The sequence below is a fragment of the Natrinema salinisoli genome (assembly GCF_020405205.1).
In the GTDB taxonomy this organism is placed as follows: Archaea; Halobacteriota; Halobacteria; order Halobacteriales; family Natrialbaceae; genus Natrinema; species Natrinema salinisoli.
This window is the reverse complement of record NZ_CP084469.1, coordinates 3,912,648-3,934,003: the sequence shown is the minus strand read 5'-3', so window position 1 is coordinate 3,934,003 and position 21,356 is coordinate 3,912,648. Positions and strand designations below refer to the sequence as shown.

Below are 21,356 nucleotides of genomic sequence, written 5' to 3'. Positions count from 1 at the left end.
CGGACAGCGGGTAGGGGTACTCGCAGTTCCTGTCCGCCGATATATCGATCGCACAGGGGCACGTATCGCCGCTGTTCGGTGGCCGCCCCGCGAGGGCAGTGGCTTCACACCGCTCGCCAACTACACGCGCCGCTATCGTACAACGATTCGAAGCCAAGTACGTCGACCAGTCGTTCCGACCGCAGTTCTCAGAGCTGGTCGTCGTCCATCCGCTCGATCGCGCCGAGTACTCCCTCGAGCACCTTTCGCTCGCTCCGGCGGAGATTCATCGAGACGGCCGTCTTCGAGATATCGAAGTGGTCCGCGAGTTCGTCGAGCGTCGTCTCCCGCGGCGTCTCGTAATAGCCGTTCCGAGACGCGACTTTGAACGTTTCGCGTTCGGTGTCGGTCAGCGCTCGACAGCCCTCGAGCAACTGCATCGCGCTCTCGGAATTCTCGAGCAGGTCGAACAGCGTCGACGGGCCGAACTGGTCGCGGTCCTGGACGCTGAAATCGTTGTGTCGCTCGAGCGCCGCGAGCGCTCGATCCTCGTCTTCGTCCGCGTCGAAGCCGACGTGCCACCGTTCTCGTCCGTTCTCGATCTGGAAGGGGCCGGTGATGTAGCCGCCGTTGTTCTGAATCGTCCGCATAGCGTTCGTCTGCTCGATCTTCGTGCCGATCTCCGCCGTGGTATCCCGCTTCGAGAGGATATAACAGTTCGTCATGTTCGGGTGCTCCCGAAGCGCTCGAAGGCCGTCCTCGAGTGCGCCCCTCGACTCCGTCTTGGCGATGAGACGCGTCTCGAGTTTCTCCGCGTCGGTGTCGAGTTGCCACTGGACGGCCGAGAACGCGATGTCGACGTCGTCGGTCGTATCGATGAACGGACAATCGTACTGCCGCATGTCGATATCGAGGTCGATCATCGCTAGGGAGAGAGAGACTGACATACAAGGTCTTAATAGTTGCTATTATAAACTGGAATTCACGTTAGAATGCGGAAGCCATTGATTATATCCTAGTCCAAACGTTAAATAAATAGTCAATTAAGCACTCTAGAACTCGACTTGCGAACGTTCGTTCGATACGACATCATCGACAGTCGTCGACGACATTCCCGCTGACAACCGCCCGATACGACGCCGTTGATATGTTAATGGCGACGTTTTAGCACGTGCATTGCTACCTACTAGCCGTGTAGAATGTCTCAGAATCAAGTGACGCCACCGACGGTGACCCGCGAAAATATACACACGATACCCGACGAGGGGTTTACGGGCCGGAACGTCTGTCTCGTAACGGGTGCGGCCTCGGGTATCGGTCGGGCGACCGCGCTGGCCGCCGCCGGAAACGGGCTTACCGTCGCGGCGACCGATATCGACGACGAGGGCCTCGAGGGAACGATCGACCGCCGCGAAGAGCTCGACCTCGAGGGGACGATCGAATCGATTCCCGGCGATCTCACAGACGACGAAGACCTCGAGCGGATCGTCGACGATGCCGCTCGGCTCGGCGACCTCGCGTATCTCGCGAACGTCGCGGGGATGCAACACATCGATCCGATCGACGAGTTTCCGATGGAGGCCTACGATCGAATGCACGACGTCATGCTCCGTGCGCCGCTCTATCTCTCGAAGCTCTGTATTCCCCACTTTCGGGAGACTAAGGACGGCGAGGGCTGCGTCGGCAACATGTGCTCGGTTCACGGCCACTACGTCACCAGCGACAAGGTCGCGTACAACGTCTCGAAGTTCGGCCTGCGCGGTCTCACGCAGTCGATCGCCGCCGAAGGCGAGGGGAAGATCCGCGCCTTCTCGGTCAGTACCGGCTACGTAAAGACGCCGCTGGTGACGGCTCAACTCGAGGACACCGCCGAACAGCGCGGGATCAGCGTCGACGAGGTGATCGAGGACGTCATGCTCGGCCAGTCCCGCGTCACGGAGATGATGGAACCGATCGACGTCGCCAACCTCTTCCTGCTCGGCTTCTCGGATCTGGGCCGACACCTCGACGGCGGCGACCTGTTGTTTGATGGGGGCATGAGTCTAACCTACGAGTGACTATGCCCGGAAACACAAGCCCCAGTCTCGAGGACATCGACGAGATCGTCCACGAGCCCAGTCAGGAGTTCGTCGAGTCGACGAACGTCTACGACTTCATGCAGACGTACGGGATCGACGATTACGAGGAACTGATCGAGCGGACGACGACGGACCTCGAGGGCGAGCCCGACAGCGGCGTCGACTGGTTCTGGGACGAACTCGTCGACTACCTCGGGATCGAGTTCTACGAGGAGTACGACGAGATCCGGGACGACAGCGACGGGCCGCAGTTCTCCGACTGGTACCCCGGCGGCGAACTCAACATCGCTCACAACGTCGTCGATCGCCACGCCGAAGTCGACGAGGAGCGCCGGAACAAAGTCGCGACCATCTGGGAGGGCGAGGACGGCGACGTCCGGGAGGTGACCTACCACGAACTCCACCGGCAGGCGAATCAGGTCGCGAACGCGCTCGAGGAGCGCGGCGTCGAGACCGGTGACACGGTCGGGCTCTACATGCCGATGGTGCCGGAGGTCGTCTCGATCCTCTACGGCTGTTTCAAAGTGGGCGCGATCGCGGTCCCGATCTTCTCCGGCTTCGGCGTGGACGCGGCCGCGACTCGGATCGCGGACTCGGAGTGTTCCGTATTGTTCACGGGCGACGGCTTCTATCGCCGCGGCGATCCGGTCTTCCTCAAATCGGCGGCCGACGAGGCGATCGCGGAGGCCGGCCACGTCGAACACACGATCGTCTTCGACCGACTGGGCTCGAGCAGTAAAACCAGCGAACGCGAAATCCCGTGGACCGACGCCCGCGACGAGTGGTGGGACGACGCCGTCGCGGAGGCGGACGACGACTACGAGACGAAGTCGCTCGACTCGAGTCAGGAGTCGATGCTCCTCTACTCCTCGGGGACGACGGGCAAGCCGAAGGGGATCGTCCACACCCACGCGGGCGTCCAGGTCCAGTGTCCGAAAGAGGTCTACTTCGGCATGGACCTCAAACCCGCCGACCGGTTCTTCTGGGTCTCGGACATCGGCTGGATGATGGGGCCGTGGTCCCTGATCGGCACGCACACCTTCGGCGGCACCGTCTTCATGTACGAGGGCGCCCCCGACCACCCCGACCCGGACCGCTTCTGGGAGATGATCGACCGCCACAAGCTCACGCAGTTCGGCATCTCGCCGACCGCGATCCGCGCCCTTCGGAAGCACGGGGACGACTGGCTCGAGGGCCACGACCTCTCGAGTCTGCGGATCCTCGGCTCCACGGGCGAACCCTGGGACCCCGAGTCCTGGCACTGGTTCCACGAGAACGTCGGCGGCGGCGACGCCCCCATCATCAACATCTCCGGCGGCACCGAGATCTGCGGCTGCTTCCTGATGCCGATGCCGACCGAGCCGCTCAAGCCCTGCACGCTCGGCGGCCCCGGTCTCGGGATGGACATCGACGTCGTCGACCGCGAGGGGAACTCGGTCAGAGAGGACAACGAACGGGGCTACCTCGTCGCTCGCGACTCCTGTCCCTCGATGACCAAATCCCTCTGGTCGGGCGACGAGCGCTACCTGAACGAGTACTGGTCGACGTTCGAGGACATGTGGGATCACGGCGACTGGGCCCAGAAGGACGACGACGGCTTCTGGTTCCTCCACGGGCGGGCCGACGACACCCTCAACGTCGCCGGGCGCAAGGTCGGGCCGGCGGAGGTCGAAGGCGCGCTCATCGACCACGCGGCCGTCAACCAGGCCGCCGCCATCGGCGCGCCCGACGACACCACCGGGACCGCCGTCGTCGCCTACGTCGTCCTCGAGGACGGGGTCGAGGAAACGGACGACCTCCGGGAGGAACTGCGCGCACAGGTCGGTGAGGAACTCGGGAAACCGTTCCGCCCGCGCGAGGTGCTGTTCGTCGACGAGTTCCCCAAGACCCAGTCGGGCAAGATCATCCGCCGGGCCATTCAGGCGACCTACACCGGCGAGGATCTCGGCGACATGAGCAGCATCGAAAATCCGGGCGCGTTAGAGGACCTCGAGGACGCTCGATAAACGGAAAATCGGGGGCCGTGTTCAGCGGGGACCGAACAGGGCTACTACGGTTCGGTTTCCGTGCGGGGCACCGCCTTCACCGACGGCAGTGTAACCACGCACCGCCAGCGATCGCGATCACTGCCGCACCGAGTCCGAACCCGGGCTGAGAGTCACCGTCGTTCGCCCCACCCGACGGGGCGATGACTGCCTCGAACCCGTCGAGAGAGGTGGTCGCATCCCAGCTGATGTGCCCATCAACACGCTCCGACGGCTCCGGCGTCGACTCCGCGAGCGCGTATCCGTCGGGCAGCTCGAGGACGACCGCCTGATCCGCCGTGAACCCGCTTGTGAACGGTTCCGCGACGGTCAGCCGCCCGTCTTCGGTGGCTGCGAACCCGCGCCAGGTCGCCGAGACGGAGACGACACCGCGATCGGCCGCCTCGTCCGTCTCGAAGGAGACGCCAGTGTTCTCGATCGCCATCTCGCGGTCGGTTTCGTTGGCTACATCGGCCACGACCGTCTGCAATCGCCGTTCAGTGCGGGACTCGAGTTCCCGTCGTTCCGTTTCGTTCTCCTCGAGCGACCGGAAGGCCGCTCGATCCGCCTCGTCGGTCAGGTCGAAGGTGACGGCCACGGTCACCGTCGCGTCGCCGTCGTCCTCGAGGGCGACCACGAACGCCGAGTCCGAGTCCGTCTCCTGTGAGTGAGCGTCGATCGCACTCGCGCTATCGGCCGTTGCGACGACGCTTCCGGTCAGGAGGAGCGCGACCAGCACGACGGCGAAGAGCCGCGACGTGTATGCACCCAGCCGCCGGAGTCGGGGTCGGTTCGATCCTCGATTCATCGATCGTCGTCTTCCGTTTCGTCCTCGTCTTCAGTTTCGTCCTCGTCTTCAGTTTCGTCCTCGTCTTCGTCTTCAGCTTCGAACTCGAACTCGAGCTCGGTCTCGAGTTCCCCCCGAACCACGTCGATGTCGAGTTCGTCCGCATCAGCGGGGAGGGCGAACGAAACCGTGCCGTCGTCCCCGGTCGTACCGACCGACTCGTCGTTTGCGATGACGTTTGCGCCCGACACTGAGCTCCCGTTGAACGTCGCGGAGACGGTCACGGTTCCGTTGTCGATCGTCGCCTCGGCGTCGAACTGCGATTCGGCGTCGTCGTCCATCTCGTCCGAATCGTCGTCGAATTCGAACTCTCGTTCGCCCTCCGCCTCACCGTGTTCAGCCTTGATATCGGCCTCCTCGCGTGGCAGGGTGACGGTGAGTTCGCCGTCGCCGTCCGTCTCGCCGACGGTCTGGTCGTTGACGGTGACCGTCACGTTAGCTGCCGGCTGTCCGTCCGCGAGCACCCGCAGCGTCACTTCTTCGCCGGGTCCTGGCGATCCGGACGCGACCAGAATAACCAACCGCTCGTCGTCATCGTCCTCTTCGTCTTCCCGCTCGTCACTATCGTCGTTATCGTCCTCTTCGTCCTCCCGCTCGTCACCATCGTCGTCATCGTCCTCGTCTTCTTCCGCCCCTCGGGCCTCGATTTCTTCCTCGAGTTCGAAGACGGTTCCCGTTTCGCCGTCGACGCTGACCTCGGCCTCGCCGGTTTCGGTTCCCGTCAGAACGAACTCGAACTCGTAGACGCCGTCGTCGTCGGTTTCGGCCTCGACGAGGCTCCAGCTACTGTTTCCGTCGACGTCGGAGAGGGCGTCGGTCGCTGCGGTGAGCGCCTCCGTCTGGGAGAGCACCAGCGATCCGTTCCCGTCGCGGGGCCGCTCGTACTCACGGCTCCGTTCGCCGTCCTCGTTCTCGACTTCGATCGACAGGCCGCCATCGACCTCGACCTCCGCGTTTCCGCGCGCTTCACCCGTGAACTGCTGGAGCAGCGCGTCGGTTCCGGAGCTCGTGAGCTCGGCCACCGCCGCTCGCTCGTCTGCGAGCTCGGACGGCGTCACGCCAGCAGCGCGACGGTCGACCTCGTCGATCGACTCGAGGCGGTCCTCGAGCGCGTCGTAACTCGAGACGACGCTCTGGGCACGCGCGTTCAGCGACGCGAGTCGCTGGGCGTACGTCGACTCGTCGATGTCGCCGGCCTCGTAGGCCGCGGTGGCTTCCTCGTACTCCGCCTGGAGAGTTTCAGACCGGTTCTCGAGGACCGCCGCACGGTCCGCGATCGCCGTTGCGCGATCGCTATCGTTACCTTGCTCCATGCGTTCCTCGAACACCGTGTTCTCGAAGTCGGTCCGAACTTCGTCGCTCGTCGCGGTGACGACCGTCGACAGCTGTGCGCCGGTCGTCACGGTCACGGTGTCTTCGGTAGTGTCGTCGCTGTTCGTCTCGTCCTGCGCCACCGTCCCGGCGGCGACCGCCGGGCCGAGGACGCTCGTACAAAGCGCGATCGCCAGCAAGGCGATCAGTAGTCGTCGGGGTATCATCCGATCACGCCTCGGAACGTATCAGACATAAACCGGACCGATCGTGGCATCGGCTCCTACCGAATTGCGCGAGTTGGATCCAGTTCGCGCGGTCGTTTGCAGCGATTTGCGGCGGTTTGCAACGTTCAAGACAGTATCCTTATACAACCCCTCTCGAAAATAAGTGGTAACCGTGAGTACAGCATTCGATCGCACCGCCGTGATCCTCGCAGTGATACTCACGCTGGGGGCGGTTCCGCTCGGGACGACGGCGTCGACCGGGCAATCTGAACCGACAGGTATCGACGAAGGGGCCGCGATCACAGCAGCCGAGACACCAGCTGCCGATACGACGGTGACGCGAATCGCACTGGACGAGAACGGCACCGCTCACTGGTCGGTGACCGTCCGGACGCGCCTCGCCAACGACTCCGAAGTGGACGACTACGAGGCCTTCCAGGAGCAGTTCCGTGCCGACCGAGAGACCTACGTCGAGCAGTTCGAACGGCGGATGACCGGCGTCGTCTCGAACGCGGCGGAGTCGACCGATCGAAACATGACGGCGTCGTCGTTTCGGGCGGAGACGTCCATTCAGGAGGTGCCGAGACAGTGGGGAAGAGTCACGTACTCGTTCACGTGGACGAACTTCGGGGCGGTCGACGGCGACGAAGTCGCCGTTGGTGACGTGTTCGAGGGTGGGTTCTATCTCGACGACGACGACCGATTGCAGATCGCCCCGCCGAACGGGTACACGCCGACGGCGACGGCACCGCCACCGGACGAGCGGGACGGCACGACCGTCGTCTGGGCCGGGCCCGAAAGCTTCGCCGATCACCGTCCCACGGTCCGCTTCGAGCCGGCCGACTCGGCCGTCGACAGCGACCGCGAGGGAACGAACTCGTGGGGTCGGATGCCGCTCGTGGTCGGCGGCAGTATCCTGCTCGTTGCGATCGCCGCGATCGCCGTGTCCGTCACGTCGCAACGCGGTTTCCGTCGGCGGTTGCGCTCGAGCCTCCCCGTACTGACCGACGGGGCGACCGACCCCGCCGCGACCGGGACTGACGACGGCCTCGGAGCGGAACGTGACGGCGACGAGTCGGCGGGGACGCCAGCGAGCAGTCCCGCATCGCCGGCGTCCGACCTCGCGACCGACGAGGATCGCGTTCGGACGCTCCTCGAGCGAAACGACGGTCGCATGCGCCAGGCCGCGATCGCCGACGAACTCGACTGGTCGGCGTCGAAGACCTCGCGGGTCCTCTCGGGAATGGCCGAAGACGACGCGGTCGAAAAACTCCGGATCGGGCGCGAAAACGTGATCGATCTGCTCGAAAACGCGGACTGATTCGGTCGGCGGTCAGATGCGAACGCTGCGCCGATCGCCCCCGAGAGGGTTCCGTCGTAGCGATCGCACTCAGTCAGTGCGTTGGGCGTCAGTGTTCGAACGATCCCGCCGATCGCGCTCGAGGATCGTTCCCCCGGCACCGACGGCGACGTCGACGGGGACGGTCCCGAGTCCGCTGTCGACGTCGGCACTCGAGCGGGCGAGCGCGAGGTCCAGGAGCGATTTCTCGGTGGGGGTCTCGAGTTCGGCCCAGCGGACGCTCTCGTTGCGTTCGTAGATTCTCCCGCCGGTCGCGACGGCGACCGCGTCGGCTCCGACGGATCGAATCGTCTGGAGTGCCCCCTGGCCGACGTAGAGCGGGGTCCAGTTCTCGCAGTCGGGGCTGTACCGGTAGGCGATGCCGTCTGCACCGGCGATGAAGACGGACTCCTCGCCCGCCCAGATGTCCTGGAAGTCGACCTGTGCGTTGCGGACGCCGATCCGTTCCCACGCGTTCGCAGCGTCGTCGCCGCTGGGTTCGGTATCCGCCGCGTCGTCGTCGGCGGATTCGTCGGTCGTCGAGCCGTCCGTCGAATCGGCGTTCGTCGATGCGCTATCCGTCGACCCGCCCTCCGGTGGTTCGACGTACGCGCCGCCGCTGGTGTCGACGGCGTAGAACCCGTCCGGCCCGGCGGTTACGCCGGGTATCGTCGATCCGCCGCCGGGTTTGACCACGTCGCCCCAGACGGGACAGCCGTCCTCGACGGTGCAGTCGAGGACCTCCCCGGATCCGTTCGCGATGCGGACCCGCTCCTCGCCCGTCTTTCCGGTGACGGCGATCGCTTCCCAGGTGCTCGTCTTCTCCATGGGTGCGGAATGATCGCTGAGATGGCCGTCAGCTACGTCGTAGAACCCGAGCGCACCGCTGTCGCCGGCGAACCAGAGCCGACAGCCGTCGTCGGTCGTGGCGATCGACCGTAGCGTGTTGTCCGACACGCCCGGCCCACGTTCGAGGAGCGTCCGCCACCCGTCGGGCGTCCGGTGGAGGAAGATGCCGCCCTCGCCGCACGCGTACGGCCCGTCCTGTCCGTGAGCGACGCCGTGCAGGGTTCGTGAGGTCGAGGACTCGGCTGCTATCCAATCGCCCCGACTCCCGTCTCCGTCGCTGCCCTCGCCACGAGCCCGCTCTTCGTCGGTGTTCTCTCCCCCGTCGGATGGGGGGTCGTCGCTGTGCGTTCCGCTCGTCGTACCGTCTTCGTTCGGGTTCATCGGATTGAGTTGCGTGAGCCAGTCGAGCGCATTCGTTTTGGATTCCTCTAGCGGACCGATCATCGAACCACCTCGTGGGCGGCCGCGACGCGGGAGATACCGACGCTGTAGGCGGCCTCGCGCCAGCTCAGGTTACACCGCTCGCGGCGGTCTCGGACGTCGTCGACCGCCTCGGTGAGCGCGTAGCCGAACTCGTTGCTCACGCGGGCGTCACCCAGCCGGTCGCGACCGACGCTCTGGACCCACTCGAGGTGGGCCGCGACCATCGTTCCGGCCGTCGCCAGGACATCCGGGACGACGGTGATTCCGCGATCCTCGAGGACGCGCTGACCGCCGGGAGTAACGGCACCGGTCGCGCCTTCGACGACGATATCAGCGCGAATGGCGTCCGCGTTCTGAGCGGTCACCGCGGTCGCGGGTGCCGCGAGAAGCAACACGTCGACATCCTGCTGGAGGACGTCCTGGGTGCCGATCATCGTTCCGTCGTCGTACTCGGCGAGGGCACTCGGTCGCTCGAGATAGCTCGGGACGAGGTCCGTGTCGAGTCCGTTCCCGTCGCCGGAAGCGGTAAGCCCGGCCTGATCGCTGCACATCGCGACGACGGTGCCGCCCTGGAACTCGAGCAGCCGCGCGGCCGTCGCGCCGAGGGTTCCGGCCCCGTAGACGGCGATCGTCGCGTCCGACAGCGGGCAGTCGTGGTCGGTCTCGAGGACGTCCTGGGTCACGTGCGCGATACTGTCGCCGCTCGCCCTGGGCATCTCCCGGAAGCCGCCGATGGCAGGCGGTTTGCCGGCGACTGCCGCATTACGGGGCCCGTCGACTCGGTCGGCGACGGCATCGACGAACCGTGCCATCGTCCGCTCGTCGGTCCCGACGTCCGGGACCAGGACGTCGCTGTCGGGTCCGACGCCGGTCACGCTGCCCGCGTAGGACCGAGTGAGTCGGACGCGTTCGTCCCGCGAGAGCGTCGTCGGATCGACGGCGATTCCGCCCGCCGCACCACCGAATTGGATGCCGGCGAGCGCGGCGCTGACGGTCGTCGCAGCCGCGAGTCCGGCACAATCGTTGCCGGTCAGTTCGGAGGCGTACCGATGCGGGCCGAGATACGGGCCGCGAACGTCGTCGTGGCGGACGCGGTAGCCGTCGCAGACGCCGAGCGTGCCGTCGTCGCGTTCGAACTGAACCGTGATCCGCTGACGGTGGTCGGGATACAGGATTCGCTGCTCGATCTCGTCGGGTAGTGCGAGCCGATCCGCGGCGGTCGTCGCGTACGTCCACGGGGCATCGAGATCGGGATCTGTTCGACTGAGTTCGTCGCTGGTGGTGTTTCTAGTCATTGTGGATCGAGTACGCACGTCAGGTCGACTGAGCGGGGCGATCGATCGGGACTGCCGACGTTGCAGTAGTCGGATCAGTCGACGCGACCGACCCGCCCGTGATCGAAAGAAAACGACCGTCCGCGACAGTCGCCGGCTGCAACCGCGGACGGCTCCCTCATGGGAGCTCACAAAAGAGACAGCGCCGCTCCCACTCGTAGTGTTCCTCGAGCCGCTCGTTCGCGCGCTCACTCGGTCGATAGGCGTTCGTTCGGCCGTCGACCGGGAGTTTCTCGACGTAGCCTTCGTCGACGAGCTCCGCCAGGTTCTGGTAGAGTCGCCCTTGCGTGATCTCCTCGTCGTAGTAGCAGTCGAGTTTGTCCTTGATAACGAGGCCGTGCGGATTGCGGTCCGCGAGCATCCGAATGACGAACAGTTGGTCGCGTTTGAAGCCGGTCAGATTCGTCAGCGGACGAGGATCCGTGATCTCGTGGGTACGCCGTTCGGTCCGGTCATCGGAGTTCGATTCGCCACCGTCGTCGGTATTCTGTGACGTGTGATTGGACATCGGTTCGGTATCGGCGGCGAAGCCGCCGAAGCTACGCGCGGGGATCGAACCCGCAGCCGGCCGGATCCGGGCGTAGCGAGCGGCTTCAGGGACCGAACTCTTTCCGATGTTCTCGATAGAGAACGGCGATGAACGCTCCCAGCGGGAGCAGGCCGAGGATCACGAGCAAGAGTCCGGCGTAGATGGTGTTGGGAAGTTGCAGTTGAATGATGAAATACGACAGGACGGTGATAGCGCCCGTGATCAACAGCGTGATACACGAGCCCACGAGCCCGAAGCTCAACTGCCGGAATCGCCACTGGAGGTTGTCCGATTGGCGCAACTGTTTGACCAGGACGACGGTCGACGGGATCGTAATCGCGATCAGTTGGATCAGCATCAGTGCGACGTCAGTACTTGGCGTTGTTGACATGGTGGTAATCTAGAGTGTCACGAAGGTGGTCGGACTGCACGCAACTGCGGTGGTCGGAATCGATGCGTCCGTCCGGTCGGCTCGCGGGACGACTGATACCCGTCAGTCGTCGGTTCGATCGGGGGATGATCGGGTTGGCATCCGCCGACCGCGCGGGCGGCGAGCCCGGCCCTCTCACGGGCCGAACTCTACCGCCATTCGCGCGCGTGGGAGGGGCCGTCCTCGAGGTCCCACGGATCCTCGGGAGCGGGGTCGCCGATCCACAGCGACCGTCCGAGGTTCAGGAGGAACGCGAGCTGTCCGGCCGCGATGACGTACGCGCCGACGGTCGCGAGCTGCTGGAGCGGCGCGTAGACCGCCGGATAGGTCGCGACCCGCCGGGGAAGCTGTGCGAGCCCGAGGAGCAGGAGAGCACCGAAGGTCACTGCGACGCCGACGATCGTGAGCCAGCCGTGCAGGCGGGCGAGGCCGGGCTCGAGCCGCCGACCGGTAAGCAGGGGGTACCAGTAGTAGGCGCCGGCGACGAGCGAGAGGCCGACGAAGCCCGCGAGCAGGAAGTGGAAGTGCGCGACGACGTAGTAGGTCCCGGTGTAGCGGACGTTGATCGGGACGACGGCGAGGAAGACGCCGGTGACGCCGCCGACGACGAAGAAGCCGACGGCGGCCAGCACCGCGATCATCGGCGCGCTGTACCGAACTGCACCGCCCCACAGCGTCACGAGCCACGTACACAGCTTCGCGGAGCTAGGCACGGCCACCGCCAGCGTGGTGAACATGAAGACGGTCCGAACCGACGGGCCGACGCCGGTCACGAACATGTGGTGCGCCCAGACGGTGAAGGAGACGACGCCGATCGCGAGCGTCGAGTACACGGACGACCGGCGGCCGAACAGTCGCCGACCGGCGAAGCGCGGGAGGACGTGCCCGACGATTCCCATCGGCGGCAACACCAGCACGTACACCAGCGGATGGGCGAAGAACCAGAACAGGTGCTGCCAGACCAACGGCCCGCCGCCGCCGAGGAGGAACGCGGTGCCGAGCGTTCGGTCGGCGAGCAACAGTGCGATCGCGACCGCCAGCACCGGGAAGGCGACGATCGCCATCCAGCCGGCCGTCAGCACCGTCCAGGTGAACGTGTCGACGTCGAGCCACCGGATCTCGCGACGCCGCTGGATCGTGACGACGAGGTTCCACGCCGTCGCCGTAGTGCCGACAGCGACCAACAGCAGGCCGACGAGAACGGCGTCGACCGCCGGATTCGGTGACAGAACGCTCAGCGGCGGGTAGAGCGTCCAGCCGCTCGCGATCGGCTCGAGTCCGGCGACGCCGAGAATACCGCCGATCGTTCCCGACCGAACCGCCAGCGCGGCCGGCACCTGCAGCCAGAAGGCCCAGACGCCGAGGTTGGGGTAGGCGAGGTCGTCGGCCCCGATCAGCGGGGGCACCGCGGCGTACGCGAAGCCCCAGATCGCCGGCAGCACGAACAGGAACAGCATCGTCAGCCCGTGGGTCGTGAAGAAGGCGTTGTAGGTCTCGGCCGGCCACTGCTCGAGCCCCGGCGTGACGAGCGCGGTTCGGAGGAACAGGGCGTCGAGCCCGCCCCACAGCCCCATCACCAGCGCGAGCGCGAGGTGCCAGCGAGCGAGTCGCCGGTGATCGACGCTCGAGAGTTCCGCGAGCGAATCCCCCGCTCCCTCGAGCGTCCGCCGCGGGGTCGACGATCGGGTCATGCGTCCCGTCCGAACGGGAACGCGCGACCCAGTTCGCGGACGCCGAGCAGGCCGACCGTCGTCGCGACGGTGAATGCCACCAGAGGGTTGACGGCGTAGAGGATCCCGCCGAGCAGCGGCGCGGGAACGACGGCGACTCGAACCGCCGTTCGGATCTCCTCGGGGAGCCGCGGGCCGGGGACCGGGGCCGCTCGAGCGCTCGCGCCGACGGTGGGCCGGAGCGGCTCGATCACGGTGCGAAAGCCGAGGAGTCCGAAGAGGACGGCGACGACGGCGGCGCTGGCCGGTGCGGCCACGAGTGCCATCGGGAGCAGCGAGATGCCGGTGAGGCCGACCGCGAGGAGTATCCGCCGATCGACGCGCGAGGCGAGTGCCGGGGACGCGATGGCACCGACGATGGCACCCGCGCCCTCGGCGAGGACGAACAGTCCGAAGACGGCGGCGGGCGCGAGCGACAGGCCGCCGATCGAGAGCGCGATCGCTCGGTAGTCGACGATCAGGAGGACCAGAAACGGGACGGTCCCCGCGATCGCGACCCGGACGAGCGCGTCGCCGATGACGGCCCAGCGCCGGCGGTCGGGGAGCCGGGAAACGGCACGCCGGACGACCCTGAGCGATGGATCGACGTCGATCGACGCAGTACTCGGTCGATCCTCCCGCTCCGATCGGTCGCCGAAGAGCGATGGGAGAACGCCGACCGTCCCGAGTGCGACCGCCCCGACGATCGCGACCGCAGCGCCGGTCGCGGCGACGAGCGCGAACCCGCCGCGGATGCTGTCGGCGCTCGCGACGGCAATCGTCGCGAACACCGCTGCGGCGACGATACCGAGCGCGCCGAGCACGATGTGCGTCCGCTGGTCGGGTACGAGTCCCGTTCGGTTCGATCGGGCGCGTTCGTCGTCGGCCGAACTCGAGGGGAGCGGCCCGGCGCGGGTGTCCGTCGGCCACAGGCGCTGGGTCGGGCCGCGAACGTGCCACGCCTGGAGGAGGACGACGCCGACAACCAGCCAGCCCAGCGCCGTCAGGGGGGTACCCAGCAGCGTATCGAGCGTCGGCGCGCCGGCCCAGGCGAGCAGGCCGACCGCGGCGAGCAGTGCCGCCAGTACCGCGACCGTCGTCGACTCGAGGGCCGGCGTCGCGTCGCCGCCGAGATCGCCGCCCGAAAACTCTGACGCGGCGACGGCGAGTCCGAGGCCGAGGCTCACCAGCAGGCCGACGACGATCGGCCCGTAGCCGAGCGCCGACAGGAACTCGGGGAGGTAGCGTTCGGCCAGGCGAACCAGCCCGTGGGTCGACACGATCGTTGCGAGGCAGATGAGTCTGACCGGATCGCTCCGTTCGACGGCGTCTCTCGGGTGTGGTGTCATGAGTACTGGAGTGGGAATCAGCGGGGAAGTGGGCGTTTCGAGCGGTCGATCGGAACTTCGGTGGGTGGCATCTCGAGTCGCCGAGACTGCGGTGACGGTCGTCTCAGCCCGTCACTGACGGACCTCGATGGATAGCGGGGACCGGATCACGCGGCCCTCATTTCAGCCCGCGATCCTCGAGCGCGTAGGCGATCCGCTCGAGGGCCTTGTGGACGTGATAGACGACGCCCGCGACGTGGGGCGCGAGTCGATTCCCGATTCGAACGCGCTGGTCGCGCTCGAGGGCGACGTAAACCTGAATCGCGAGGAACGGAATTGCGATCGCGTTGAAGAGGGCCGTGAACGTCCCGGAGATCGTGCCGCCGGCCTCGCCGGGCGGCGGGACGAGGCCGAGCCCGCCGAAGAGGAGCTCGACGACGAGGCCGGCGACGACCGCCGCGAGGAAGAACGTGACGAAGATGACGCCGGCCATCCGGGTGCCGTAGTATCGGCGGTAGGTGCGGACCAGCGGCAAGATGAGCAGGTCCGCGAAGATGAACGCCAGGACGCCCCCGAAAGAGACGCCGTTCTGCCAGAGGACGAGCGCGAACGGGACGTTGCCGACGGAACAGAGGAACGTCAACACCCCGACGATAGCGCCGAGGAAGACGTTCGAGGTGAGTCGCGTGACGCTCCCCTCGGCACCGACGCCGAAGAGCGCGGTCCACCACGAGGTGGGAACGAGCGCGGCCAGCAATCCGGCGATGAGGAACCCCAGCAGGATGTCCCGCCAGAGCATGTCCCACTCCCGGATCGCGTTCGTGGTCGCCGACTGCCAGCGATCGCCCCTGAGGAGTTCCGGGCCGGCGGTGACCGCCTCCCGGTCGGTTTCCGGATCGTACGCGTTCCGACACCCTCCACAGCAGAAGTACTGTCGTTCACCGTCGATGGTTGCCTCGAGCGTTTCCTCGTCGGTCGGCTCCGCGGCCATCCCGCACATCCCACACTCGTTTTCTTCGAGCGCCCGCGCGTGGGTTCTGGCTCGCTCGACCCACGCCTCGGGGACGAACCGGCGGTAGATCACGGCGACGACGAGGATGGCGACGAGTCCGCCGACGATCTCCGCGGCGGCGAACTGCCAGCCCAACAGGAGCGTGACGACGAGGGCGAGCTCGAGCACGAGATCCGTGCTCGCGAACTGGAACGCGCCGAGACTGGACGCGGCCGAAGCGCCTTTCGTGAACAGCGTTCGCGTCGTCGCGACCGCCGAGAACGAACAACTCGAGGAGGACGCCCCGAACAGGGCACCGTAGCCGACCTCCCGCCAGCCGTCGTCGCCGAGGTAGTCAGTTAACTGGTCCTCGTCGACGAACTCCTGTACTGCGCCGGTGATCGTGAAGCCGAGCACGAGCGCCCACCAGGTGTCCCAGGCCATCTCGAACGCGATGACCACGCCCTCGACGACGCCCAGAATGACGGCTCCGAGCAGGCCGACGAGCCGGGCCGCGAGATCGAGACCGCCGCCGTCCGGGGGAGCGATCCCCGGATCGACCGACTGTGCTACCGGAATCCGACCGCCGAGGAACGGTCCGTGATCGATCGCCGTCAGCGCCAGCGATGCGAGCGGACGTCCACCTGCGAGCGCGGGGCTGGACGCGTCGGTGATGGCGTGTAGTACTGAGAGCATAATGGGTGTCGGCGTAATCGCAGCGTGTCGACGAGTAGACGTGTACTGCCCGGAAAGTCGGCGAGCGGACAGTAGCGGCTGTGCTATCGGGCCGGGATGTCATCCGCGCCGGGTGCGCGTCGTCCGGGCCAACCGACAGCAATAACCAATGGCTTGTGACCTATAAATACGGACGAAACCTAGAGAATGTACACCGAGAACGGGTGATCGACCTACGGTTCGATCGGGCTCGGAAACGCTTCGCTTACCCGGTCAGTCTCAGCGGTACAACAACCCGATCTCCCGATGGCGATTGTAGAGGTACGTTACGCAAACCGTTACCGACGACAGGAGAAACGTGAAGACCGCGGTCGCGATCGCGATACCGAAGCCGCCTACCAGCCCGGCGAGAACGCCGAGAGCCAGCGGCGCTGCGATCGCCGCACCGACGTAGACCTGCCTGTCGGGTCTCCAGGTGTCGCTCTCGGTCGCGACGAACTCGCCGTCGCGCCAGATGGCAGGGAGCACGAGCGCGCCCGCAGCGGCGACGAGAATCAAGAGACCGATGCTCCCCAGACTCGAGGCCAGAACCGACCCGCCTCGGGTGAGGCGGGCGAGCGAAACGATCCCGAACAGACTCAAGACGGGATAGCCGATCAGAACGTACCAGTACCACGGCGCACGATCAGTCGAATCGACGGCTGTGAGTGAACCACGTGCCATGACGCATCCGCCGTATGAACCGGCTACTGATAAGCTATCTAGATACGTAAGAAAATTCCACAAAATAATCTAGACATACGTCTAGAGCCCCCGACGAGTCCGTTTCTTTATTCTAAATACTCTCAGTATTATGTCACCTTATCCCGCTGGCACCGCTAGCCGGGATGCACGGTCGGACCGAACTGACGGTTCGATCGCACATAGACAAATGATCGGTAAACATGCCTTCTGTCCGACCAGCGGTGCATCTCTCTCGCGGGAGGTCCACTACGACGAACGCGGCCGTCCGGAGCGCGTTCCACAATCAGACGACCTCTCGCCGAACGCGGCCCTCGAGGAACCACTGACGACGGGGAAACGTCGGTCCTCGAGGCGTGCGCTCGCAACGTACTTCCGGCGGTGTCATCGGCGACACGGTGACGCGAACGACGACCTCTACTGTCGCGCCGCGCTCGTCCTCCGCCGGCTCAAACGAGTGGCGACGGGCGATCAGGAGCGCGACCATATCCTCTGGTACGCGCTGGGCGACCGACTCGCCCGCGACGGGTTCGACGTCGACTGGATGAGCATCCACGCCGAGCCCCGGTGTCCGGACTGTGGCGGACGCCTGACCTACGTCGACGGGCCGGACGGCCCGATCGGCCGCTGTGGCGGATCGTGTACCGGCACCCGTGACGACCGGCTCGTCACGATCCGGGAAACCGTCTGTACGCTGCTCGCTCGAGCATTCCCCGACGAACCCACCCTCGATACCGATGCACTCGCGCTACTGTGACCGACAGCGACGGATATCGCCGGTCGGACTCTCCCACGGAAACGTCGAATATGCGCCTCCTGACGGTGCTTGCCTCCTCACAGTCGAACGCCGACGAGGTGACGGCCATCCTCGAGCGCCACAACCTCGAGTACAGTCTCACCGACCACACCAACGGCGAGAAACGGACGATCACGGTTCCCGCCCCCGAACACGCGATCGAACCGCTCGAGGACGACCTCGCGTCGGTCGGCAACGTCACCATCATCGTCGAAGAACCGATGGCGATCATCGGGAGCGACTGGGACGAGTCCCCGGCCGACGGCCGCCGCGAGTGGCTGTCCTTCGAACGAATTTCCCGGAGCGAGCTGCGGTCGAAAGCCCAGTCACAGCTGCCCTCCCTGGTCATCTTCGCCGCGATGACCGCGATCAGCGGGATCGTCGCCACGACCGGCGTCCTCCTCGATTCGCTTGCGGTCCTGGTCGGTGCGATGGTGATCGCCCCCCTGCTCGGCCCGGCGATGGCCTCGAGCGTCGCGACCGTCCTCGACGAGCGCCAGCTGTTCGTTCGCGGCGTCAAGCTCCAGCTCGTCGGGATCGGCGTCGCGATGTCGAGTGCCCTCGCGTTCGCACTCTTCGCGCGAACGTCGCGGGTCATCACGACCGCGGTCGATCTCGAGGCGAGTCTCGGACTCGGCAGCCACGGCCTGCCCCCATCCCTGCTCGTGACCGTCGCGGTCTGTTCGGGTATCGCCGGCGGCCTCGGGATGGCGACGACCGGGATCACGGATCTCATCGGCGTGATGATCGCCGCCGCGATCATGCCACCGATCGGCGTCATCGGCGTCGGCATCGCCTGGAACGCCCCCGAAGCCGTCATCGGCTCGTTCGTCGTCGTCGCGGTCAACGTCATCGCGATCAACGTCGGCGCGATCGCGACGCTGTGGACCGTCGGCTTTCACCCGACCGATCGCTCCCGGATCAGAACCACCAGAGGCGCGATCCTCAGACGGGTCGTCCTCCTGACCGGACTATTGCTGGTCGCAACGCGTCTCCTCGAGATCGTCTCCGACGGTCTCTGAGTCACTCGCCGATACCGCGCTCAGTATCCCATGACTGACGATCCATCACCGCCAGATTCCGAACGCGACTCCGACTCGCCCCTGCCCTCCGAGGCACGTACCACGTCTGATTCCGGAGCCGACTCCGACACGGACCGCTCGAACGCCGCTGCGAGCACCGATACCAGCAGCGATGACACTGTCACTGACAGCGACGACACCGCCACTGGCAGCGACGAGACAGGTGCCGACGACACTGACGACGACGTCGACGGCGAGGATCACGATACCGAAGCCCATGAGAAGGATCCCGCATCGCTCGGGCTCTCTCTCGTCAGTTCCGTCCTCCGACTGCTGGTCACCGCACTGGTGGTCGGCGGCCGCCTCCTCTGGAGCGGCGTCCGAATCGCATCGCGGTACCTCACCGACACCCAGTCGCGTCGCCGAGCACAGCGGTGGCTCTCGCTCGAGGGCGATCGCCGGGTTATCGTCGGCGGGTTCGTCGCCGGCGTCTTCGCCCTCGCGCTCCTCCTGGGCATCAACGACGTCATCGGCGTCCGCGAGAGCCGGTTCGTCACGACGATGTTCAGTACGATGATCGCGGGTCTGTTCTCCTTCATCCCGATCGTCGTCGCGGTCAACCAGTTGATCATTTCGCGACTGTTCGGAACGCCCGATCGACTCACCGAACGCATCGACGGCGTCCAGGCGTTCCGCACCCGCGTCGAGGCCCAGACCGAGGGCGACGGTATCAGTCCGACCGATCCGGCCCCGTTCCTCGCCCGGCTGGCCGGCACGCTCGGCAGCCGCGCGGACGAACTCGCCACCGAGGCCGGCTGCACGGATCGGAACTCCGACGGCGGGAGCGAGCGCAGCCGAGTAGATACCAACTGGTCCGACGGAACGCCGATCTCCGCCCTCGAGTCGGTCTGCCGCTTCGCCGAACGAACCCGCGAGCACACGGGCGCGCTCTCCTCGCAGCTCACCGGCGAGACGACGTCGGTGTTCGCCGTCGTGTTGCCGACCATCGACCACGACTACGCCGGCGCTGCGAACGAGGCGCGGCGACTCGAGCGCCGGTTCGACGAGGAACTGTCGGACCGAGCGGCGTCGCTGCTCTCGGAGCTCCGCGAACTGTTCGTCACCGCGGACGCGACGCGACAGTACTTCACGACGATCTACCTCCAGCGGGAGCTCGCGCGGCTGTCGCGGCTGATCACCTACAGCGGCACGGGCGCGATCCTGCTCTCGACGCTGGTCATCATGATCTACGCCAGCGGCTACCCCCCGGTCGCCTTCGAGGGGTGGCTGCTCGTGCTCGTGAGCGTCGCGCTCGCGATCGCGTTCAGCCCGCTCGCGGTGCTGTTCGCGTACGTCGTCCGCATCTCGGCGGTTCTCAAGCGGACCTCCGCACCGGGCGCGTTCACCCCGCCGGGTGAGTTCCACCAGTCGTACGATACTCGCAGCGCCGCCCGAGTATCGGACGGCCCGCGGAGCCAGCCGACCGACGCGGACTCCGCGATGCGTGACGACGAATGACGAGTCACGGCTACCACACGTCCCGCCGCGCCCTCCTCGCAGCGATCGGCACTGCGGCCGGGTCGCTGTCACTCGCGGGCTGTATCGACGCCGACAGCGAGTGGGTCGCCGCCGACGTTCCCACCGACGCGACGCTGTACGACGTCGTCCCGACCGCCGTCGGCGCGTACGCCGTCGGCGAGAACGGGACCGTCCTCGCACGCGATGACGATCGCGACGAGTGGACCGTCGAACTCGAGGGCGGCCTCGGCGGTCGGGGCGACGGCCTGCGCTCCGCGGCAGTCACGAGCAACGGGCGCGCGATGTGGGTCGCCGGCGACAGCGGTGCGCTCGGGCTCTACGACGTCCTCGCCGACCGCACGATAGACTTCTCGGCGCCGAAGGGGAAGACGACCTCTTGGACGGCGATCGCAGTCGCCGGGCTGGCCGGCGACGAACGGCTCACCGCCATCAACAGCTCCGGCGAACTCCTGCGCGGTCGCCGCGACGGCCCGACCATCGAGTGGAGCGAGGTGATCGAACCGGGCTCGGGCTCGAGCGTGACGGACATCGACCTCACGCCGCTGGGCTACGGCTACGTCGTCGACACCGACAGCGGCGTCTTCGAGTCCCGGGACGCCGGGGTCTCGTGGAGCCGCATCGGGATCGGCGGCGCGGGCGTCGATTTCGCGGCGGTCGCGGCGACAGACAGCGGCCACGTCTCGGTCGCGGGCGGCAACGGCATCGTCTACACCTACGACGGGCTCGACTGGTCACGGACGACCCTCGGCGAACAGCCGATCGCCGCGCTCGCCCGCGACCGCGACACCGCGCTGGCGGTCTCTTCGACCGGTACGCTCTTCGAACGCCGCTACGGCGACTGGACGACGCTCGTCGACCTCCAACCTGGTAACGAACTGCTCGCGGTCGCGCTCGAAACCGCCCGATCGCCACAGCTCGTCGTCGGCCAGTCGGGAACGATATTCGAGCGGCGGTACTGAGGAGCTGACCGATCTCGAGTCCGCGCGACCGTTTTCGTATCGTCCCGACACCGAGATACCACGGTCTCGGTCTCCGATCTCGAGTCGCCGGCGCACGTACCGATCTCGTTCGCCGACGTTCTCTTTGTTGCTGGGTGGCTTGCATCTCCGATCCGCAGTACCTTGGCGCACTCCACGAACGAGCGCGGTATTCGCTGCAGAGCCGTGACCATCAGGGTTTTATCCT

Annotated in this window: 18 protein-coding genes; 7 read left to right on the top strand and 11 right to left on the bottom strand. The window is 66.3% G+C overall.

All coding sequences use genetic code 11. The features are described 5' to 3' along the window. Positions 1-188: 188 nt before the first annotated feature. On the bottom strand, positions 189-902 hold the full coding sequence (locus tag LDB05_RS19545; RefSeq protein ID WP_226005644.1) for a helix-turn-helix domain-containing protein: 714 nt from the start codon (positions 900-902) through the stop codon (positions 189-191). A 276-nt stretch (positions 903-1,178) separates the two neighbouring features. On the opposite strand from LDB05_RS19545, the gene LDB05_RS19540 reads away from it, so the two are divergent. Both LDB05_RS19540 and LDB05_RS19535 read left to right on the top strand, forming a co-directional pair. After that, a complete protein-coding gene (locus LDB05_RS19540; protein WP_226005643.1) occupies positions 1,179-2,036 on the top strand; it encodes an SDR family NAD(P)-dependent oxidoreductase in 858 nt (285 codons plus the stop codon). A 2-nt stretch (positions 2,037-2,038) separates the two neighbouring features. Then, positions 2,039-4,063: an AMP-binding protein gene (locus LDB05_RS19535; RefSeq protein ID WP_226005642.1), complete on the top strand. Its 2,025-nt coding sequence runs from the start codon at positions 2,039-2,041 to the stop codon at positions 4,061-4,063. A 76-nt stretch (positions 4,064-4,139) separates the two neighbouring features. On the opposite strand, the gene LDB05_RS19530 is transcribed toward LDB05_RS19535, so the two are convergent. After that, a complete protein-coding gene (locus LDB05_RS19530; RefSeq protein ID WP_226005641.1) occupies positions 4,140-4,889 on the bottom strand; it encodes a DUF4897 domain-containing protein in 750 nt (249 codons plus the stop codon). Further along, the gene (locus LDB05_RS19525) at positions 4,886-6,466 is read right to left on the bottom strand and encodes a DUF4198 domain-containing protein (protein ID WP_226005640.1); all 1,581 of its coding nucleotides are present in this window, start codon (positions 6,464-6,466) and stop codon (positions 4,886-4,888) included. The genes LDB05_RS19530 and LDB05_RS19525 overlap by 4 nt, the downstream gene beginning before the upstream one ends. 172 nt (positions 6,467-6,638) lie before the next feature. On the opposite strand from LDB05_RS19525, the gene LDB05_RS19520 reads away from it, so the two are divergent. Further along, on the top strand, positions 6,639-7,787 hold the full coding sequence (locus LDB05_RS19520) for a helix-turn-helix transcriptional regulator (protein ID WP_226005639.1): 1,149 nt from the start codon (positions 6,639-6,641) through the stop codon (positions 7,785-7,787). Between the two features lie 69 nt (positions 7,788-7,856). Here LDB05_RS19520 and LDB05_RS19515 read toward each other — a convergent pair whose 3' ends face one another. From LDB05_RS19515 to LDB05_RS19480, 8 genes are all read right to left on the bottom strand, one after another. Continuing rightward, positions 7,857-9,098 carry a hypothetical protein gene (locus LDB05_RS19515; RefSeq protein WP_226005638.1) on the bottom strand — a complete coding sequence of 414 codons (1,242 nt, stop codon included), beginning with the start codon at positions 9,096-9,098 and terminating at the stop codon, positions 7,857-7,859. Continuing rightward, positions 9,095-10,372, bottom strand: coding sequence for a Glu/Leu/Phe/Val family dehydrogenase (locus LDB05_RS19510; RefSeq protein WP_226005637.1), 1,278 nt, complete (start codon positions 10,370-10,372; stop codon positions 9,095-9,097). Before LDB05_RS19510 ends, LDB05_RS19515 begins: the two co-directional genes overlap by 4 nt. Before the next feature lie 157 nt (positions 10,373-10,529). Beyond that, positions 10,530-10,919 (bottom strand): helix-turn-helix transcriptional regulator, encoded by a 390-nt coding sequence (locus tag LDB05_RS19505; protein WP_226005636.1) that lies wholly within the window; start codon positions 10,917-10,919, stop codon positions 10,530-10,532. An 85-nt stretch (positions 10,920-11,004) separates the two neighbouring features. Continuing rightward, entirely contained in the window at positions 11,005-11,331 is a 327-nt protein-coding gene (locus LDB05_RS19500; RefSeq protein WP_226005635.1) for a hypothetical protein, read from the bottom strand. A gap of 188 nt (positions 11,332-11,519) precedes the next feature. Next, positions 11,520-13,061, bottom strand: coding sequence for a cytochrome c oxidase subunit I (locus tag LDB05_RS19495; RefSeq protein ID WP_226005634.1), 1,542 nt, complete (start codon positions 13,059-13,061; stop codon positions 11,520-11,522). After that, positions 13,058-14,428, bottom strand: a complete 1,371-nt coding sequence (locus tag LDB05_RS19490; protein WP_226005633.1) for a transporter — start codon at positions 14,426-14,428, stop codon at positions 13,058-13,060. Before LDB05_RS19490 ends, LDB05_RS19495 begins: the two co-directional genes overlap by 4 nt. A gap of 157 nt (positions 14,429-14,585) precedes the next feature. Further along, a complete protein-coding gene (locus LDB05_RS19485; RefSeq protein ID WP_226005632.1) occupies positions 14,586-16,094 on the bottom strand; it encodes a permease in 1,509 nt (502 codons plus the stop codon). Between the two features lie 258 nt (positions 16,095-16,352). Continuing rightward, the gene (locus LDB05_RS19480; RefSeq protein WP_226005631.1) at positions 16,353-16,796 is read right to left on the bottom strand and encodes a hypothetical protein; all 444 of its coding nucleotides are present in this window, start codon (positions 16,794-16,796) and stop codon (positions 16,353-16,355) included. Positions 16,797-17,004: 208 nt separating this feature from the next. On the opposite strand from LDB05_RS19480, the gene LDB05_RS19475 reads away from it, so the two are divergent. From LDB05_RS19475 to LDB05_RS19460, 4 genes are read left to right on the top strand one after another with little or no spacing between them, the layout of a single operon-like run. Further along, positions 17,005-17,571, top strand: coding sequence for a hypothetical protein (locus tag LDB05_RS19475; RefSeq protein ID WP_226005630.1), 567 nt, complete (start codon positions 17,005-17,007; stop codon positions 17,569-17,571). A gap of 50 nt (positions 17,572-17,621) precedes the next feature. Continuing rightward, a complete protein-coding gene (locus tag LDB05_RS19470) occupies positions 17,622-18,632 on the top strand; it encodes a TIGR00341 family protein (RefSeq protein WP_226005629.1) in 1,011 nt (336 codons plus the stop codon). Between the two features lie 30 nt (positions 18,633-18,662). Then, entirely contained in the window at positions 18,663-20,150 is a 1,488-nt protein-coding gene (locus LDB05_RS19465; RefSeq protein ID WP_226005628.1) for a DUF7972 family membrane protein, read from the top strand. Next, positions 20,147-21,130, top strand: a complete 984-nt coding sequence (locus tag LDB05_RS19460; RefSeq protein ID WP_226005627.1) for a WD40/YVTN/BNR-like repeat-containing protein — start codon at positions 20,147-20,149, stop codon at positions 21,128-21,130. Before LDB05_RS19465 ends, LDB05_RS19460 begins: the two co-directional genes overlap by 4 nt. The last annotated feature ends 226 nt before the right edge of the window (positions 21,131-21,356 follow it).